The organism is Bradyrhizobium sp. WCU1, from assembly GCF_053474805.1.
Map to the genome: position 1 here is coordinate 602,933 of NZ_CM130280.1, position 17,680 is coordinate 620,612.

Sequence of the window (17,680 nt, forward strand, 5' to 3'; positions counted from 1 at the left end):
GGGTGCGGTGCCATCACACACGGCGGTCAGTGCCATCGGTGCTGGCCGCACGACTTGCGGCCATTGCGAAGGCTTGCCGGAATGATTTTCGCCCGCGGTGCGAATTGACCGCGCAGATGCGGAATGGAATCAGAATGATCCTGTTGACCGGAGGTGCCGGCTATATCGGGTCCCATATCGCGGTCGCCCTGCTCGATTCCGGGCTGGATGTCGTTGCGGTCGACAATCTCTGCAACAGCAATCGCGCATCTCTCGATCGAGTACAGACCATCTGCGGGCGATCGCTCGTGTTCCGGCATGTCGATATCTGCAATGAGGAGGCGATCTACGAGATCCTGCGCACGCACGGCGTGACCGCGGTCATTCACCTCGCCGGGCTCAAGGCGGTCGGCGAGTCCAGCACTCAACCCATGACGTATTACGAAAACAACGTCGTCGGGACGATGCGGCTGGTGTCGGCGATGTCGCGCGCCGATGTGAAAACGCTGGTCTTCAGTTCGTCCGCAACGGTTTACGGCACGCCCGCGTACCTGCCGCTGGACGAGAAGCATCCTGTAGGAGCCATAAATCCGTACGGCCGCACCAAGTATTTTGTCGAAGAGATATTGAGAGATCTCCATGGATCCGACGGCGACTGGCGGATCGCCATCCTGCGCTACTTCAATCCGGTTGGCGCGCACGAAAGCGGACTTATCGGAGAAGATCCTCTCGGCGTACCCAACAACTTGTTGCCACTTGTGGCGCAAGTGGCCATCGGGCGACGTGAGAAGCTGCACGTTTGGGGAAATGACTACGATACTCCGGATGGCACCGGCATCCGCGACTTCATTCATGTCGTCGATCTTGCATCCGGACATCTGAGCGCCTTGAGCGAGCTGAAACAGCCCGGCGTTCTGACCGTCAATCTCGGAACAGGAAACGGCAGCAGTGTCCTGGAGGTCGTCAAAACCTTTGAGGCCGTGAGCGGCCGTCCGGTTCCGTATGTGATTGACCAACGCAGGGTCGGTGATGTCGCAACCTGCTACGCGGACCCGACGCTCGCAAAGAATCTGCTGGGTTGGACATCCAAGCGATCGCTCACCCAAATGTGTGCAGATCATTGGCGCTGGCAAGCGCAGAATCCGAGTGGCTATCGCAGCAGCTAGACGGCGAGAGCCAACCAGCGGGTCAGCCAGAGTTCGGTAGGTCTCCGCCTCCTCCTGGCGCGTTGCAGCGACTGGTAGGCCGCGGGTCCCGTGCGAGCCGCGGCGCGCGGTCAGCGGCCCTGGTTGGGGAAACCCGGTCACCGGTCCTGTCGAAGGACTGACCGGCCGTCGCCGGCCCCTTACGGAGGTCGCCAGTGGCCGCAAACAAAGTGTTCGGGAAGTGCCCGTCCGGTAGCAAAATGAGCCAGCGACCGCCGCAGGCGCGGCTATGCCCTTCTGACGATCGGCCCGAGCCATAACCTGCTTCTTGATCGGGCTAAGAATGAGCTTTTTCGCAAACGCGAAATCAATCCCGCATGTTTGGCGACGCAAACCATGAGCGCGTCAAGGGAAAGTGAGTCATTTTGAATTCCGCCGTGTCTCGATGGGTTCGCAAGTGACGCTGCAAGACCACGCCGCACCGGTGAAGCGATTGATGACGATTGCGGTGCTGAGGCCCGAACTCGACACCGAATAGATGCCGCCGCTCAGAAGCCCCGCGATGGCGAGCGCAAGCGCGATGATAGTCAACCGACCCACAGGGCTCTCCAGCAATGCTCACAGGTCTCAAGGTCAACAGCGAGGTTTGACCGCTTTCGGGAAGTTTTGCTGGACCTAATATGCGGTACTCATTTTGGTAATCGAAGATCTGCGCTGAACACGTCCAACAACGCGGCACGACGGCGCTCGAAAAAGTTGCCGGCAAACGTTGTGCTCCCAGCCCTCGGCGAGCACGCTCGCCTCTCTATAGCTGCGTCGAGCATCAGATCGCCGGACTCGATATCGCAATATACTCGAAGCGGTCTCCCGGATGACCGGAGCTACGTCGAGAAGATCAACGACCAATGCTTTGCCAGGACAACGTGCGACCGGCCGACTATCGCGGCGGCTCGCAGTTCGCGGAAGATCACGCCTGGCTCCAAAGCCATGAGCGCGGATTTTGCATGCGAATCCGTCACACCGAATACCGCCTGCTCGCCCAGGCTGTCGTGCAGGGAGGCCAGGCCTGACGAGGACAGGCCTGACGAGGACAGGCCTGGCCCGGACGAACCCCGCGCGGCCCGGGAGCGCTTTAGCTCTGAGGCTTGGTCAGGACCGGGTTCTGCGTCCAAGCCGAGCCACTCATGGCAACTGCAATCATGCCGCCATCGCCCCCACCGGAGCTACCGGCCAGATACTGGTTCAGCAGCGCAAAGCTGTTGTCTGCCTGAGACGCGGCGGCCGTGCCCTGATCTCCCCACCAAGTGGGCACCTGCGGCGCGGCGGTGGCCAGCGTGCTGGTGTCAAATCCAAAACGCGAAAAATCCAGCCCTGCCCAACTTCCTGTGTCTGGGGCAGCCGCTTGCGGCGACCAACTGGACGGCGATGTCGGCGCCAGTCCCATGGCGAGTCCCATGGCGCCTCCCATGGCGCCCAGGACACTCGGGTCGGTCGTTGTGGCGGTCGCCGCCGGGGCGACTGTCGCGGCCGCCGGCGAAGTGGTGTCCTGTGTACCCGTCTGCGAGACGATGGTCGGGCTGGTGACCGTAGTTGGGGTGGTGACCGTGGTCGTGGTGGTCGTGGTGGTCGGGTCAGTCGGCGTGGTCGGCAGCGTCGGCGGCGACGACGACGAGGCAGTGGCCGCCGCCCCCGTCACTAGCGTCATGTTTCGGTAATCGACGGCAACGGTCTCGGGTGCCGTCGACCGATAAATTCCGTATTCCCAATTGGTGCCGACCCCATATCCCAACGGGCCGCTGTAATCCACGACCTGGGTCCCGTTGATCGAGACCTTCAAATACCCGCCACCGGTGTTCGAGACATCGGCCTGGATCTGAACGTTGTTATACACGCCCGCCTGAATCGGATTGGGGTCGGTCCAGAGCGTGAGCATCTGCACGTTGCCGGCGCCATTGCTGGGATCGAGACCAGGGGCGACATATCTGGCGACAACCTGCAGATGATTGCCATCCAGCTGGATCGCGAACGGCGGCGAGGTGCCCACACCACTGGCATTGTCATCATTGTGCATTTGCCCGACGATGAACCAGCCAGTTGCCGTATTCACAAACGACCCGTTAGGGCCATTCGGCTCCACCATGAACTGATAATTCAAGGCGATAGGCGTGCTGCCGGGAATGTTGTCGGCAGCTGAAACCTCGGAGCGATCGACAGATGAGCTGTCGTACCAGGCATTATCGCCCTGCTGCACTTCGAAGCGCAGGGTTTGCGAGTCAGGATTGGTCAGGGCATAGCTCGTGCTCGCATCCTGAACTCCGTAGCTGTCACCACCGATATTGAACCTTGTCATCGGTGCGGAAGAAAACGATGTGATTGTCCCGGTCGTATCCAATTCAGGCCTCCATCGGTCGCAGAGATTGCTTCTCTTTGACGCTTACAAGGGAATTCCACTGACACACGTCGCGATGGCACGCGACACAGTACGCGTTCGCTACGCTCGGCGCTGCGAACGAACTTCGGATGCCATCGCAGTCCTCGACCGCGAACATTCCGATGCAGCGGGATTGCCCCCGACCGCCTGGACTTGATTCGTTAATGAGAGAGTATGGCGAAAAAAATGAGCTGGCATGGCGACAATTAGAAGAGGCCAACCGGCGGCGCCGACGACCACATGCCTGCCCTCATATGCCTGGCGCTACCGCTGAAATTCCGCGATTGGCGAAGAGGCTCCATATCGCTCGGCCGGCACCACATCGCAGCTTCGTCAAATTAGCCGGGGCTGAAAATCATGTGGAGAAGCAACGTACCCACGACAGCGGTCCAGCCGATCGAAGCGGCAATAGCCCACACCTGTATCGGCATCGGATGGGTCCTCGCAATCCAATGAAGCAAAACGAAGAGGCCGCTGGCGCTGACAGCGACCTCTTAGACCCGATCTAAAATAAACGTCTTGGAAATAAAAATCGCCGCCGAAGGTCCGACGTCATTAGACAATGAATTCGCAACGCATTGAAGCCCAAACACGTCAGGTGCACAGCGGAACTATTGAGACGTTGCGAGATCGACACACTCTCTGTGACGAACCAGACCGTCCGACGCACATCGCAGGTCACCACAGGCGCGGGTGGCGCTCTAACCGGTGGAAAACGACAACTTCCCGTCCCGGAATGACCGCCGGCTCGGGTCGCCGAGCGAATCTCGATGTCCCCTTGGGCCATTCCACAAAGGTTGCCTTCGCCAGCAATTCGCAATTTGTCCTATTTGGCGCCCTCTTCGCGCCGTCTTGGCGGCCCAGACACCCCCTTCAGGGGAATCTTTACGCACGATTAATGCTTGGGATCCAAAGTTCCGGGTGGGGCCCCGACGAGGGAAAACGCATGGGACAATTACGCCGACACGTTGTTCTGAGGGACACCCTCGAAGCGCGACTCGCAGAGCGGGCTAGAGAGCTGCGGAACGAGGCCGCGGGACTGGCCCCGTGCGCCGCCAAGGAGGCGTTGATAAGGCTCGCTCGACACGCCGAGGCAGGTGCGCACCTAAGCGGAAAGCTGTCCTCGCCGGGACTGATGCCCAATTAAGCGGCGGAAACCGGCCTGGAATTGCCCCATCAGGCGCCGGGCGGGAGCTCTGGCGCCCGCCGAGAGCCCGGGGCCGATCACAGCACCAACTCAGCGCGGTCGTGCTAAAGGCAATCAAGTCGCGTGAAGCCACCGTAGGTAATCAGTAAGGGTCCGCACAGGGGTCGAATTCCAGATATAATTCCGCCATCCGCCTCCGCCGAGGCGACGGTCAGAGACGCCATACGGCGAGGCCGCCACAAGGACGTGTGTGACCAGGCCGGACCACCCATCATGGCACTACTTGCGATCAATGCAGCACGATCCTTGTTCGTCCATCAACGCGCATTTGCAGCCTTCCGGCGTTGAACGGGAATGAGCATGCCCGATGCGGTCACCGATGTCAGCCTAGAGGCCCTCGAGAACGTTGCCTGGCTTGAGACCGCGTGGAAGGAGCTTGAAGCTCGGGCCACTCACTCGTTCTTTTTGTCCTGGCTCTGGATCGGCACTTGGCTGCGGCATATTCCGGATGGCACGCAACCGCACGTTCTCGTCGCACGATCGTCGGGCAAGATCGTTGGGTTGGCGATCATCTGCCGGCGGAGAGTCTGGAGCCTTGGGCCGCATGCGCGGGCACGTTGGCTGCTCAATGAATCCGGAGATACCCGTTTTGACCGATTGTTCATCGAGTGCAACAGTATTCTCGCGGAGCAACCGGACACCATTATTCCGGCAGGTCTCGACGCGCTGACCTCCCGCTTGCGCCGCGCGGATCAGTTGGTGCTTTCCGGAATTGATGCAGATCTCGAGTTGGCCGCTTGCGGCGCCGCCGGCCGGGCCGGGCTCGTCAGCGAGGTGAAGCAGGCCGATACGGCCTTATGGGTTGATTACGCCAAGGCCCGTCAGCAGAAGAAGGATTACCGGGCCACGCTCGGCCGCAGCACTCGCCAGGCGGTGAGCCGTGCAATGAGGCTGTATGCCGAACGAGGTCCCCTTGAATTCCGGATCATGGAGACAACAACGGACGCCCTGGCTGCGTTCGATCTACTGAGCGACTTTCATCGATCGCGATGGGGACGCAAGGGGGCTTTCGCCAATCCGGGCTTTCGTCCGTTCCATGAGGAGTTAATCGCGCGCGGAGTTCCCACAGGAGCGGTCCGCATCTCGCGGACGTTGGTTGGCGGCCAGACCATCGGGGTCGTCTACAATTTCGTGCATGACGGCCGCGTCCTGAACTACCAAAGCGGCTTTCTCTATGAGAGCGATGGCCGCCTCAAGCCCGGGCTGGTGAGCCATGTGCTGGCTATCGAGGAGAGTATCTCACGCGGGGAGCGCGGCTACGACTTCCTGGCTGGTGGCGCCGGGCACAAGGCACATCTGGCGAATAGCGAGTATGCGATGAAGTGGGTCGCAATAAGCAGGGACGGTCCGGAACGCCATATCGAGGCGAAGCTCCGCGAAGCCAAACGGACGCTGCGAACGATCGCGACGAACCTCCCAAGAAAGAAGCTGCGGCTATTCGGATCAGCAAATGCAAATTGAGCTATCGGCCGCTGCCGCCTGCCGAACCACCGGACACGCAAACTGCTCACATGGTATCAATGGCCTGAATGTGCACGCCTTTCACGGCCCTTCCAGACGGATCATCCATACTCGCAAACTGCTGAGACCAGAGAAATGCGGTCGGCGAGGAACACGCGATCGAGGGACCGACGGGGACAGTCAGGCAGGCTGTCGGATTCTTGAAAATGCCGTCGAATATGGTCCGATAGAAGTATCCTTCCTTCGAGGTCGGCGTTTGCAGCGGAAACCGCCTCCCCGCCTCTGCGAGCATCTGATCCGAGACTTTGCTCTCGGCGTGATTCCGCAAGCACTCAATCCAGCTGTACCCCACTCCGTCTGAAAACTGTTCCTTTTGACGCCACAAGATCTCCTGCGGCAACAGGTCGGCAAAAGCTTCCCGCAATATGCCCTTTTCGATCTTCGCACCGGGGCACATTTTTTCGGCAGGGTCGATCGACATTGCGTAATCCAGGAATTCCTTGTCCAGGAAGGGCACACGGGCTTCGACTCCCCAAGCAGCCGTCGCCTTGTTCGCGCGACAGCAATCGTACCTGCTCAGCGCAAAGAGCTTTCGAACAGTCTCCTCGTGGAATTCCTCTGCCGATGGCGCCATATGGAAGTAGAGATACCCGCCGAATACCTCGTCAGCGCCTTCGCCAGACAACACCATCTTGATGCCCATCGCCTTGATCTTGCGCGCCATCAAATACATCGGCGTGCCGGCACGAATGGTGGTGACATCGAAGGTTTCCAGGTGCCGGATGACATCGGGCAACGCGTCCAGTCCGTCCTGTACGGTGAAAACAATTTCATGATGGACGGTGTCGATGTGAGCCGCCACCTTTCGCGCATACATCATGTCGGGTGAATTTTCCAAACCCACGGAGAACGAGTGCAATCTTGGCCACCAGGCCTCCTCGGTCTCCCCAGACTCGATCCGCTTGAAGCGGTGCCGTGCTGCGAGGGCTGCGATGAGGGACGAGTCGAGCCCACCAGAAATAAGTACCCCGTAAGGCACATCGCACATCATCTGCTGCTTGACTGCGGCTTCGAGCGAAGTCCGAAGCTCGTGCAACACCACCTTCCTGGTTGGCAATGCATGCGCCCATTCCGGATCATACCACCTGACGAATTCGCGGGTTTTGCCGTTATAGTAGTGTCCCGGCGCAAACTCCTGAATCGTCTCGCACACGCGATCGAGAGCTTTCATTTCGCTGGCGACGTATGTTGCGCCGTCCTCGCTCCATCCAATATAAAGCGGCACTATTCCGAGGTGGTCTCGGGCGACGAAGAAGTCGCCGGTACGTTCGTCGAAGAGAGCGAACGCAAAAATGCCACTCAGCATATTGCACAAGGCTGGTCCGTACTCGTCATAGAGATACAGGATAATCTCGCAGTCCGACTTCGTTTTCCAGGCGTGCGGCCGGTTCAGGGCGTCGCGCAATGCGACATGATTGTAGATCTCTCCGTTCACAGCCAACGCCCGACCCGCGGTAACGTCGAGAAGGGGCTGGGCGCCGTGCTCAACATCGACGATGGAAAGGCGTTCGTGCGCGAGCATTGCGCGTTCGCTGGAATAGACGCCACTCCAGTCCGGCCCGCGGTGTCTAACCGTCTTTGCCATCTCCAGCGCGCGGCTGCGTGCCGATTCAAACGATTCCGTAAATTCGAATATGCCGACGAAGCCGCACAAGGTGATAACCCTTCCGTATGCCGGCTGATCTACGTCACGACAATCAGCGCTCGCCTTGAACCGCAATGCCTAAACAGTGACATTGAATTCGCCAGCTGAACAGCGCACAATCCGAAGTAACCAGAATGCGTTGAGAGGCTCCGGGATAGGCCCCGTGTTGCGCCCTCGGATCGACGGCGGGACCGGTGCGCGACGGGCGCAGCTGACGAACGTCCCGGCGTCGAGATTGTTGGCGGCGGCCTCGTGCCGTGTCCGCACGTCAGGCGGGCGCCCAACCGATCCAGTGATCCGCTGGACGGCGGATCGGGCCTTGACTCGATCATCCGCAGGCCAAAGCGCGCTACGCCAGCCGTTCAGCGGCGATCCCAACAGCTGTTGCCTTAGGGCTGCGCCACCCTCTGCGCTGATGCCCGACCGGGATCGTGATACGATCGATCCCGGCCTTTCCAACATCGCCTTTTGGGCCCGCGTGGCGCCAGTTGCGGTGCTCCGAGGGCGCGCCGAAGAAAGACGGCTTCCTACCGTTCCCGCAGCGCTTCCTGCTTGTATCTCGCCAGCGGCGAAAGCAGGTAGCTGATGATCCTGCGCGTACCGGTCTTGATCTCGACCGTCACCGCCATGCCCGGACCGAGCTTGACGACCTTGTCCTCCACTTGCATGTGAGTCCGGTCGAGTGAAACGCGCGCGGCATATTCGAGCTCCTGACCTTTCGGCTCGCTGCTGCTCAGCGTGGCGCCTGACGCGCGGTCGTTCGACCCCTGCGTCCTGTCGCGCGCAATGGCATCCGTCGACACGCTGAGCACGTCACCGTGAAGCAGTCCGTAGCGCGTGAAGTTGAAGGTATCGACCTTGATCTCCGCCGCCTGCCCCGGATGGACGAATCCGATATCGCGGTTGGAGAGCATGGCCTCGATCTCGAGCTGGCTCTCGCTCGGGACCACTACTGCGAGCGCCTGAGCCGGCGTCACCACGCCGCCCACCGTGTGAACGGCAAGCTGCTGCACGACGCCATCGACAGGCGCGGTCAAACGCTGCAGCTTCGTGCGCCGATCCGCCTTGACCACCTCCTGCGCCGCGCTCGCAACCTTCTGCTCGGCCTTTGCAAGTGCATCGTAGGTCGCGCGGCGGTACTCCGCGACAGTCTTGTCCCTTGTTTCCTTCAGCAGCGCCATCGCCGCGTCGGCTTCGCGCAACCGGCTCTTTTGCAGCACGAGATCCTGCTGCATGGCAACCAGGTCCTGATATTCGGAGAGGTAGACAACCTTGGAGGCCAGTGCCTTTTCGACGAGGCCCTTGCGGATATCGACCCGTTCCTGCAGCACGGGGATTGTTGCTTCCAGCTTGGCAACGCTTGCCGACGTGGTTGCCCGCTCCGCCTCCTTCTGACCTTGCTGTCGTTCGATTTCGGAAAGCTTGGCATCTTGCTCGGCGCGCTGGCTGATCAAGAACTGGCGATGCATCTCGATCTCGGCGGGGCTGGCGTTGGGCGGAGCACGGAAGGCGGCGAGCGGATCGGCTGCGAGCGCGGCCTGCAATCGCGCGACCTCGAGCTCGGCCGCAAGCAGATCGCCTTTTTGGCGCTCCTGATCGGCTTCCGTCATCGTCGGGTCGAGTTCGATCAGAACGTCGCCGGCCTTCACGGTCTGGCCGTCGCGGACCTGGATGGCGCGGACAACGCCCGTCTCGAACGGCTGGATCAGCTTGGTGCGCCCGCCCGGCACGATCTTGCCGGTCGCGGTGGCGACGATGTCGACACTGCCAAGCGTCGCCCATACCAGCGCGATGCAGAACGCCGCGATGATGGTCGCCCCTATCGCGCGGCCGACCGGCGACGGCGGCGTTTCAGTGATCTCAAGCGCCGCCGGCAAGAACGCGATTTCGTGCTGGCGACGGCGAGGCTCGCGCCTCGGAAACGAGACAACATTGCGGCTAGCGGAGGTCATGAATACCGGCCTGGAGATAGTGAAGGTTCGCGTAACGCCCGTTGCTGCGGATCAGTTCATCGTGGCTGCCGTCTTCGACGATGCGGCCATGCTCCAGCGTGATGATCCGGCTCGCATTGCGGACCGTCGACAGCCGATGAGCGATGACGAACACGGTCCTTCCGGCGGAAATCCGCCTCATGTTCTGCTGGATCGCGCGTTCACTTTCGTAATCCAGTGCGCTGGTCGCCTCGTCGAGGATCAGGATGCGCGGATCGGTGATCAGTGCGCGCGCGATTGCAATACGCTGGCGCTGTCCGCCAGACAGGCTGCTGCCGCGCTCGCCCACGACGGTGTCGTAACCCTCGGGCAATTCCAGGATGAAGTCGTGTGCACCGGCCAGCATTGCCGCCTCGATAACGCGCTCCATCGGCATGGCCGGATCAGCCAATGCGATATTGTCGCGAATCGTGCAATTGAAAAGCACATTTTCCTGCAGCACGACGCCGATCTGGCGCCGCAGCCAGCTCAGGTCGACCATTGCGAGATCGACGCCATCGACCAGGACGCGTCCGCTCTCCGGAACATAGAGACGCTGGATCAGCTTGGTGATGGTGCTCTTGCCTGAGCCAGACGAGCCCACGATGCCGATGACCTGGCCCGGCTCCACGCTGAACGACACGTCATGCAGCACCTCGGGCCCGTCGATGCGGTAGCGGAAGGTCGCGTGCTCGAACTTCACGTGGCCGCGGATCGGCGGCAGAGCGGCGCGGGCCGGGGTGAAGCTCGGCTCTGGAATGGTGTTCAGGATGTCGCCGAGGCGATCGATCGAGACACGCGCCTGGTGAAAGTCCTGCCAGACCTGTGCGAGGCGCAGCACCGGCGTGCTCACGCGCGCCGCAAGCATGTTGAACGCGACGAGCTCGCCGACGGTCAGGTCGCCGCTGATGACCAACCGGGCGCCGAAGTAAAGGGTCGCAGCGATGACCAGCTTGTTGATCATCTGGACCGCCTGGCTCGCCGTGTTGTTCAGGCTGAGCACGCGGAAGCTTGCGGCCACATAGCCGGCGAGTTGCTCCTCCCAGCGGCGCTGCATCTGGGGCTCGACCGCCATCGCCTTGAGCGTCTCAACGCCGGTCACGCTCTCGACCAGGAAGGCTTGGTTCTCGGAGCCGCGATTGAATTTCTCATCGAGGCGCGCGCGGAACAGCGGCGTGGCTCCCGCGGAGATACCGATGTAGAACGGGAAGGACGCGAGCACGATCCAGGTCAACGTCGTCGAGTAATAGAACATCACGACAAGGAAGACGACCGTGAAGAGAAGGTCGATGACCAGCGTGAGCGCCGAGCTTGTCAGGAACTGGCGGATGTTCTCCAGCTCGCGGACCCGGGCCACCGAATCGCCGACGCGGCGGGTCTGAAAATAGGCAATCGGCAGTGCCATCAGGTGACGGAACAGTCTGGCCCCGAGCTCGACGTCGATACGGTTTGTCGTATGCGCGAACACATAGACGCGCAGCGTCTCGAGAACGGCCTCGAGCACCGTCAGCACGACAAGGCCGATGACCAGAACGTCGAGCGTGCTCATGCTTCGGTGCACGAGCACCTTGTCGATGACCACCTGGAAGAACAGCGGTGAGACAACGGCGAATATCTGAAGGAAGAACGACGCCGCCAGCACCTCGCCGAGCAGGCGGCGATACTTCTGCATGGCGCCCACGAACCAGGAGATATCGAAACGCCGCGCGAGATCGGTCAGGCTGGTACGCCGGGCCATCAGAATGATGCCGCCGTCCCAGATCGCCTCGAGTTGCGCCTGGGTGATGGATTCGGGGCGCGGAGACAGCGGGCGCTGAATGAGAAGCTTGTCGTCGATAACCTTGCCGAGGATCAGGAAGCTGCCGTCGCGCAGCAGCGCAATTCCCGGCAGCGGCGTGACCGCAAGCCTGTTCCAGTTCGTCCTCTGCACCTTTGCCTTGAGCCCAAACTCTTTGGCACAGCGCAGGATTTCGGTAACGCCGAGGCGCGTCGCCCCCACCCGGTGGTGGATTTGGCCGGGATCGGCAGCGATTCCATGGCAACGCAGCAAGATCGCGAGCGCAATCAGCCCGGATTCATCGCCGTCTTCGAAACCGACGTCTGCAGCCGGAGATCCGATATCCGCGGCCTCGTCGGCAGTATCGCCGCGAGCAACAAAGCGCGCCCACATCAGGGCGCCGGGCGCCTTCGTCGAGATTGTATCGCGGATCCGCACCAGGCCGTCGCGGGCCCCGACCAGCACGTCGCCCGCGCGGCGCAACAGGCTGCTACCCAGCTCAACGCCGCGCGCGCGGATGTCGCCAATTGCATGAAGTGCGAGATGAGCGAAGCTCGGTGAGCCAGGCGAGATCAAACCGCCATCCCAGATCGCTTCAAATTCCGCGCGCGTCATTCGTCGCGGATGCGACGAGGTCGGGTGCAGCACAAGCGCAACCTGATCCTCGATTTTTCCTAGAAGCAAAAATCCGCCGTCACGGAGCGAGGCGATTCCAGGCAGCTGGATGCCCGTCAGCCGCGACCAATCCATCGTCGTCGCGCGGACTTTGACCCCAAATTCGCGCGCACAACGCAGCATTGCGCGGATGCCTATCCCATCCTCTCCGCAGTGATCGCGGAGTTGATCAGGCTCGGTGTTCACGCCATGAAAGCGCAGGAACAGAGCCAGCGCTCGAAGCCCCAGATCTGGAGCTGCGTGGGCATTTCCGTTCTGGATCGCCATTTCGTTACTCTACCCCTCGCGGCTACCGCCAGCGTTTGTGGTCCTTTGCATGCACATGGAATTCCAATGACGCCTATCCGAAGATACGCGACATACGCGTGCTCGCAGCCAAAACGGCGCAAGCAATCATCAGAGCGTTAAGGCCTCGAACCGCGAGGAGATTTCAGCGCGACGGGATATTTTGAATTGCCCCCCCGACAGGCTGAGCAGGTTGGTTAACGAGCAAAAATGGCGAAAAAACTTTCGAATTGTGGATTCATACACACGCAAGTTGTGCCCGAAAACTGACCTGAACTCAGGCGTTTTACGCTCTCAATGAAGTATCGAATCGGAATCCCTTCGGCGATTGTCCGCCAAACGACGACGGCCGGCAACCGTCCGTTGTGGATTGGTTTTTCGATCTCCCCTTCGCGGCTACCGACCGACCAATTTTGCCGTGCGGCGTCCCCAAAATTGGCGGTGCCGCACCCGGGCGTCCAGTGCCCGGGTGCGGCAGTACGTTAGTGATGCGGCTTCGTCAGGAACGCGTTCTGCGTCCAGGCGGCACCGTTCGACACGGCTTCCGCGATCTGACCGCCGTCGACCCGACCGGAGCCACCAGCCAAATATTGGTTCAGCAGCGCGAAGCTGTGGTTTGCTTGGGACCCTTTGGCCGTTTCGTAATTCGCCGAAGAGGTTGTCTGCGGCACGGTAGCTGCCAGCGTGCTGCGGCCTGACCCTAGGTGGTGGTGCAGCCCATGGCCGTGGTGTGCCGTGCTCCCGGTGCCGGTAGACGGCAGCGGATCCGTGACTTTGATGGTCTGTGTCGCCGAGGAAGCCACTGCGCCGGTAACCGGGTCCTTCGCGGTCGCAGTCAGTGTGAGGTTCGCGACCGGATGTTGACTGCCCCTGTAGTGCGACGTCAGCGTCAGTCCGCTGGCAACCTGCGCTGCGCTCAGAGTGATGTTGCTGCCCCTGAACGTGGTGCCATCGCCGGTCGTGATCGTCTCATATCTCGGCAGCCCTTTGATGTTCAGACTGACGCTGTCGTTGGGATCGGTCGTCGACACCGTCGTCCCCAGGCTGACGTGGCCGCCCCTGCCAGCCACCCAGAGCGCGTGGTCCGCGATGGAGAGCACCGGCGCGGTCACCACCGGCGTCGTCGGAGTTGTCGGCGTCGTCGGTGTGGTTGGCTGCGTTGGCATGATCGGCGTGTTCGAGATCTGCAGACCGGAGAATGTCTTCACCGCGCCCGAGAGATCAGCGGCAAGCCCCCCGGAATCCTTGATGCTCGCACCGCTCGCAAGATTGACCCCGGTGATCGCAAGTGCCGAAGTATTCGTATCAGTCGACGCGACTTTCGTCTGGAAGGTGAGCGTATTTGTCCCGGAGCCGCCAACATAGGTGGCTCCTGCGCCATCGTTGAGCGACAGCGTCGGCGTACCTGCGACGGTCACGGCTTCGCTAAAAGCGAGCGTAAAGGTGACAACATCGCCGACATGCTCGGTTCCGGTCCCCGGCGAAGCGGAGGCCTGTGTCACCGTCGGCGCGACGGTGGGGGTGGTCGGCGTGGTCGGCTGCGTCGGCGTCGTCGACGGTGACGAGGCAGTGGCCGCCGCCCCCGTCAGTAGCGTCATGTTTCGGTAATCGACGGCAACGGTCTCGGGGGCCGACGACCGATAGATTCCGTATTCCCAATTGGTGTCGACGCCATAGCCCAACGGGCCATTGTAATTCACGACCTGGGTCCCGTTGATCGAGACCTTCAAATACCCGCCACCGGTGTTCGAGACATCGGCCTGGATCTGAATGTTGTTATACACGCCCGCCTGAATCGGATTGGGGTCGGTCCAGAGCGTGAGCATCTGCACGTTGCCGGCGCCATTGCTGGGATCGAGACCAGGGGCGACATATCTGGCGACAACCTGTAGATGATTGCCATCCAGCTGGATCGCGAACGGCGGCGAGGTGCCTACTCCGCTGGCCCAGTCATCATTGTGCATTTGTCCAACGATGAACCAGCCGGTTGCCGTATTCACAAATGTCCCGTTAGGGCCATTCGGCTCCACCATGAACTGATAATTCAACGCAATGGGCGTGCTGCCCGGAATGTTGGTCGCGCCCGACACCTCGGAGCGATCGACAGATGAGTCATCGTACCAGGCATGATCGCCCTGCTGCACTTCGAAGCGCAGGGTTTGCGGGTCGGGATTGGTCAGGGCATAGCTCGTGCTCGCATCCTGAACTCCGTAGCTGTCACCACCGATATTGAACCTTGTCATCGGTGCGGAAGAAAACGATGTGATTGTCCCGGTCGTATCCAATTCAGGCCTCCATCGGTCGCAGAGATTGCTTCTCTTTGACGCTTACAAGGGAATTTACGGCCGCGGCGCGAAGGCGCGCGACATACCACGCACTCGCAACGCCTTGCGCCACGAGCGGATTTCGATGCCTCACAGGATCTACTGCGTGCACATTCCGATGCAGTGCGAATCGCCCATCCCCAACTGCAGAGCCCGCTGGTTAATCAGGGAGTATGGCAAAAAAGAGTTACCCAGCTTGGCTGTAGTTTGAAGCGTCCAAACAACAGCGCCTGGAGCATATGCTTGCCGTCGCTGTCGAATTCAGCGCCGTCGCCGTAGGGGCGCAAAAAAGTTTTCAACCGATAGCGTCAATGTTGGCGCTCGCCATCACGAATGATCGAGGTCGCGCGGCAAGCAACGCAGCGATCGAGTACGGAGAATTACGGATAACGGAGCGGTCGCGAACTGCGCCCATTGAGGCAATCAACTCGATCGCTGCCGTGGACAGGTTCTCCTACGTCAAGATCATCCTCGACACCCATGAGCGCCGCGCGAGGATTCTTGAATGGCCGCGGACACCGATTGGGCATGCACCGATCTCATACGGCGCACTGACGCTTTCGGTGGGCACATTTTCAACGGGCCACCAAGCTGTCTGCACCATCAGCTGCTGAACCGAACAAGCTTCAGCCGTCGGCGCCCGACCGCACAGCGACCCCTGGCAATTTCACCCAGGGCGCGCGCACGCCTCTCGAGGAAGTCGAGAGGACACGATGACGCAACCCTGGAAGGATTAATCCGCCTTCCTCCTTGATGGTCGTCCGTGGCTCCAGCACTGTCAGCACGGAAGAAACTGGCAGGAGTCATGTGCGGGATTTTTGGCTGGGTACTCCGGGGAGAGCACCGGCAAGACTACGACACTCTTGTCCGCCTCACCAACCTGATGAAGCATAGGGGCCCTGACGGCGCGGGTTACCGGCAGAGCGACACTGCCGACCAGCGCTATCAAGTCAGCTTGGGGCACAGGCGTCTCTCGATCATCGATCTCGAGGGCGGAGCCCAGCCGATGTGGAGCGCCGACGGCTCGATCGGGCTCGTCTTCAACGGAGAGCTCTATAACTACATCGAGCTGCGCGAGGAGCTTAACTCGCTCGGTCACACCTTTCGCACATCCTCCGATACCGAAGTTCTGATCGAAGCCTACCGCGCTTGGGGGGTCGATTCGATCAAACGCTTCCGCGGCATGTTCGCTTTCGGATTGTGGGATGCGAGGGCCCAACAGCTCGTCCTGGCGCGCGACCCGTTCGGCAAGAAGCCGCTGTTCATAGCCGAGAACGCAGGCCTATTGTTCGCATCGGAGATCGAGCCGCTCCTCCAATTCCCGGGCATGAATACCTCGATCGACCCGCATGCCGTCGAGCATTATCTCCTCAATCGATATGTGCCCGGCCCCAGGACATTCTTTCAAGCCGTGCGCAAGCTTCCCCCCGGCTGCCACCTGGTATGGCGCGAAGGCCGGACAAACATCACCCGGTATTTCATACCACCGCTAGCGTCGGCAGAGCCCGACATCACGGACTTCAACGAGGCAGTCCGGATGTTCAAGGCGACGTTCGACGATGCCGTGCGCATTCGCATGCGCAGTGACGTTGCGTTCGGAGCCTACTTGTCCGGCGGCATCGACTCATCTGCGGTTGTCGCGGCCATGGTCCGCCATAGCTCTGAGCGCGTGCGCACCTTCTCAGTCGGCTTTCGTGAAGCCAGCTACTCGGAGCTTGATCACGCCCGTACCATCGCCCGTCAATTTGACACCGATCACGAGGAAATCGTGCTGGAGCCGCACGACTTCTTGAAGAGCTGGCCGACCGCAATTCTGCGTCGCGGCGCACCTGCGGCCGAACCGGCCGATATTCCGGTTATGATGCTGTCGCATATGGCGGCGAGCAAGGTGAAAATGGTCCTTACCGGAGAAGGCGCAGACGAACTTCTGGGCGGCTATCCCAAGCACCGTGCCGAACAATGGATCGAGCTCTACCAGCGACTGGTTCCCCAGGCGATTCATGACCGCATCATATCGCCCGCAATGCGCGCGCTGCCGTACGATATGCGCCGCGCCAAGATCGTGACGACCGCGGCGGGCGAGCGGGATTGGCCGAGCCGGATGCAACTCTGGTTCGGCGGAGTTTCCCTTGGCGAAAGGAACCGGATTATCGGACGTCCCCTGCCCGTAGCGCTGCCGGATTCCCATCCGTTTTCGATCGGCATCGGGTCGAATGTGCGGCGCACGCTGTTCTTCGATCAGACGTCGTGGTTACCCGACAACCTCCTCGAACGCGCTGACCGAATGATGATGGCAGGTTCAATTGAGGGCAGGATGCCGTTCATGGACACCAGTCTCGCCAAACTTGTCGCGCGGTTTCCGGACAATTTCCTGGTCGGTCGCAGCGGCGGCAAGTCAGTCCTGCGAGCAGCGATGCAGCACACTCTTCCACCGGGGATTCTGACGCGCAAGAAGATCGGCTTTCGCGTGCCAATTGAGGAGTGGTTTCGCGGTCCCTATCGCGAATTTATCTCCGATCTGCTGGTCAGTGATGGCGCGCGTGTGGCATCGTTCTGCAACAGGGATGTCTTGCGGCAGCTGGTCAACGAGCATCTCGCCCGCCGTCAAAACCACGAAAAGGTGCTTTGGTCTCTGGCAAACCTGGAGCTATTCCTGCGAGCCTTCAGGCCGTCAAGTCTGGAAACTCGAGCGAGGCATTCCGTTCGGGAGCCGATTTGAAC

Annotated in this window: 9 protein-coding genes; 4 read left to right on the forward strand and 5 right to left on the reverse strand. The window is 60.9% G+C overall.

The genetic code is table 11. The features are described from left to right. The first annotated feature begins 134 nt into the window (after window positions 1-134). Window positions 135-1,145, forward strand: a complete 1,011-nt coding sequence (gene galE / locus ACTUWL_RS02925; protein WP_021082415.1) for a UDP-glucose 4-epimerase GalE — start codon at window positions 135-137, stop codon at window positions 1,143-1,145. Between the two features lie 1,111 nt (window positions 1,146-2,256). Here galE and ACTUWL_RS02930 read toward each other — a convergent pair. Next, window positions 2,257-3,516: a heparin lyase I family protein gene (locus ACTUWL_RS02930; protein WP_146160366.1), complete on the reverse strand. Its 1,260-nt coding sequence runs from the start codon at window positions 3,514-3,516 to the stop codon at window positions 2,257-2,259. 1,546 nt (window positions 3,517-5,062) lie between these two features. Between ACTUWL_RS02930 and ACTUWL_RS02935 the strand changes: the two genes are divergently transcribed. Next, window positions 5,063-6,223: a GNAT family N-acetyltransferase gene (locus tag ACTUWL_RS02935; protein WP_021082250.1), complete on the forward strand. Its 1,161-nt coding sequence runs from the start codon at window positions 5,063-5,065 to the stop codon at window positions 6,221-6,223. A gap of 46 nt (window positions 6,224-6,269) precedes the next feature. On the opposite strand, the gene asnB (ACTUWL_RS02940) is transcribed toward ACTUWL_RS02935, so the two are convergent. From asnB (ACTUWL_RS02940) to ACTUWL_RS02955, 4 genes are all read right to left on the reverse strand, one after another. Next, the gene (asnB, locus tag ACTUWL_RS02940; protein ID WP_021082251.1) at window positions 6,270-7,937 is read right to left on the reverse strand and encodes an asparagine synthase B; all 1,668 of its coding nucleotides are present in this window, start codon (window positions 7,935-7,937) and stop codon (window positions 6,270-6,272) included. 518 nt (window positions 7,938-8,455) lie between these two features. Further along, on the reverse strand, window positions 8,456-9,880 hold the full coding sequence (locus tag ACTUWL_RS02945) for an HlyD family type I secretion periplasmic adaptor subunit (protein WP_021082252.1): 1,425 nt from the start codon (window positions 9,878-9,880) through the stop codon (window positions 8,456-8,458). Then, window positions 9,867-12,617 (reverse strand): type I secretion system permease/ATPase, encoded by a 2,751-nt coding sequence (locus ACTUWL_RS02950; RefSeq protein WP_106940242.1) that lies wholly within the window; start codon window positions 12,615-12,617, stop codon window positions 9,867-9,869. Before ACTUWL_RS02950 ends, ACTUWL_RS02945 begins: the two co-directional genes overlap by 14 nt. A gap of 500 nt (window positions 12,618-13,117) precedes the next feature. Beyond that, on the reverse strand, window positions 13,118-14,920 hold the full coding sequence (locus ACTUWL_RS02955; protein WP_168470958.1) for a heparin lyase I family protein: 1,803 nt from the start codon (window positions 14,918-14,920) through the stop codon (window positions 13,118-13,120). A 278-nt stretch (window positions 14,921-15,198) separates the two neighbouring features. Between ACTUWL_RS02955 and ACTUWL_RS02960 the strand changes: the two genes are divergently transcribed. Both ACTUWL_RS02960 and asnB (ACTUWL_RS02965) read left to right on the forward strand, forming a co-directional pair. After that, a complete protein-coding gene (locus ACTUWL_RS02960; protein WP_035653581.1) occupies window positions 15,199-15,573 on the forward strand; it encodes a hypothetical protein in 375 nt (124 codons plus the stop codon). Between the two features lie 149 nt (window positions 15,574-15,722). Further along, window positions 15,723-17,678: an asparagine synthase (glutamine-hydrolyzing) gene (gene asnB / locus ACTUWL_RS02965; RefSeq protein ID WP_299104231.1), complete on the forward strand. Its 1,956-nt coding sequence runs from the start codon at window positions 15,723-15,725 to the stop codon at window positions 17,676-17,678. The last annotated feature ends 2 nt before the right edge of the window (window positions 17,679-17,680 follow it).

Excerpts from the sequence above, each read along its gene's own strand:
- ACTUWL_RS02945 (WP_021082252.1), bottom strand. The coding sequence starts at position 9,880 with ATGACCTCCGCTAGCCGCAATGTTGTCTCGTTTCCGAGGCGCGAGCCT.
- ACTUWL_RS02950 (WP_106940242.1), bottom strand. The coding sequence starts at position 12,617 with ATGGCGATCCAGAACGGAAATGCCCACGCAGCTCCAGATCTGGGGCTT.
- galE (WP_021082415.1), top strand. The coding sequence starts at position 135 with ATGATCCTGTTGACCGGAGGTGCCGGCTATATCGGGTCCCATATCGCG.
- ACTUWL_RS02960 (WP_035653581.1), top strand. The coding sequence starts at position 15,199 with ATGCTTGCCGTCGCTGTCGAATTCAGCGCCGTCGCCGTAGGGGCGCAA.
- ACTUWL_RS02935 (WP_021082250.1), top strand. The coding sequence starts at position 5,063 with ATGCCCGATGCGGTCACCGATGTCAGCCTAGAGGCCCTCGAGAACGTT.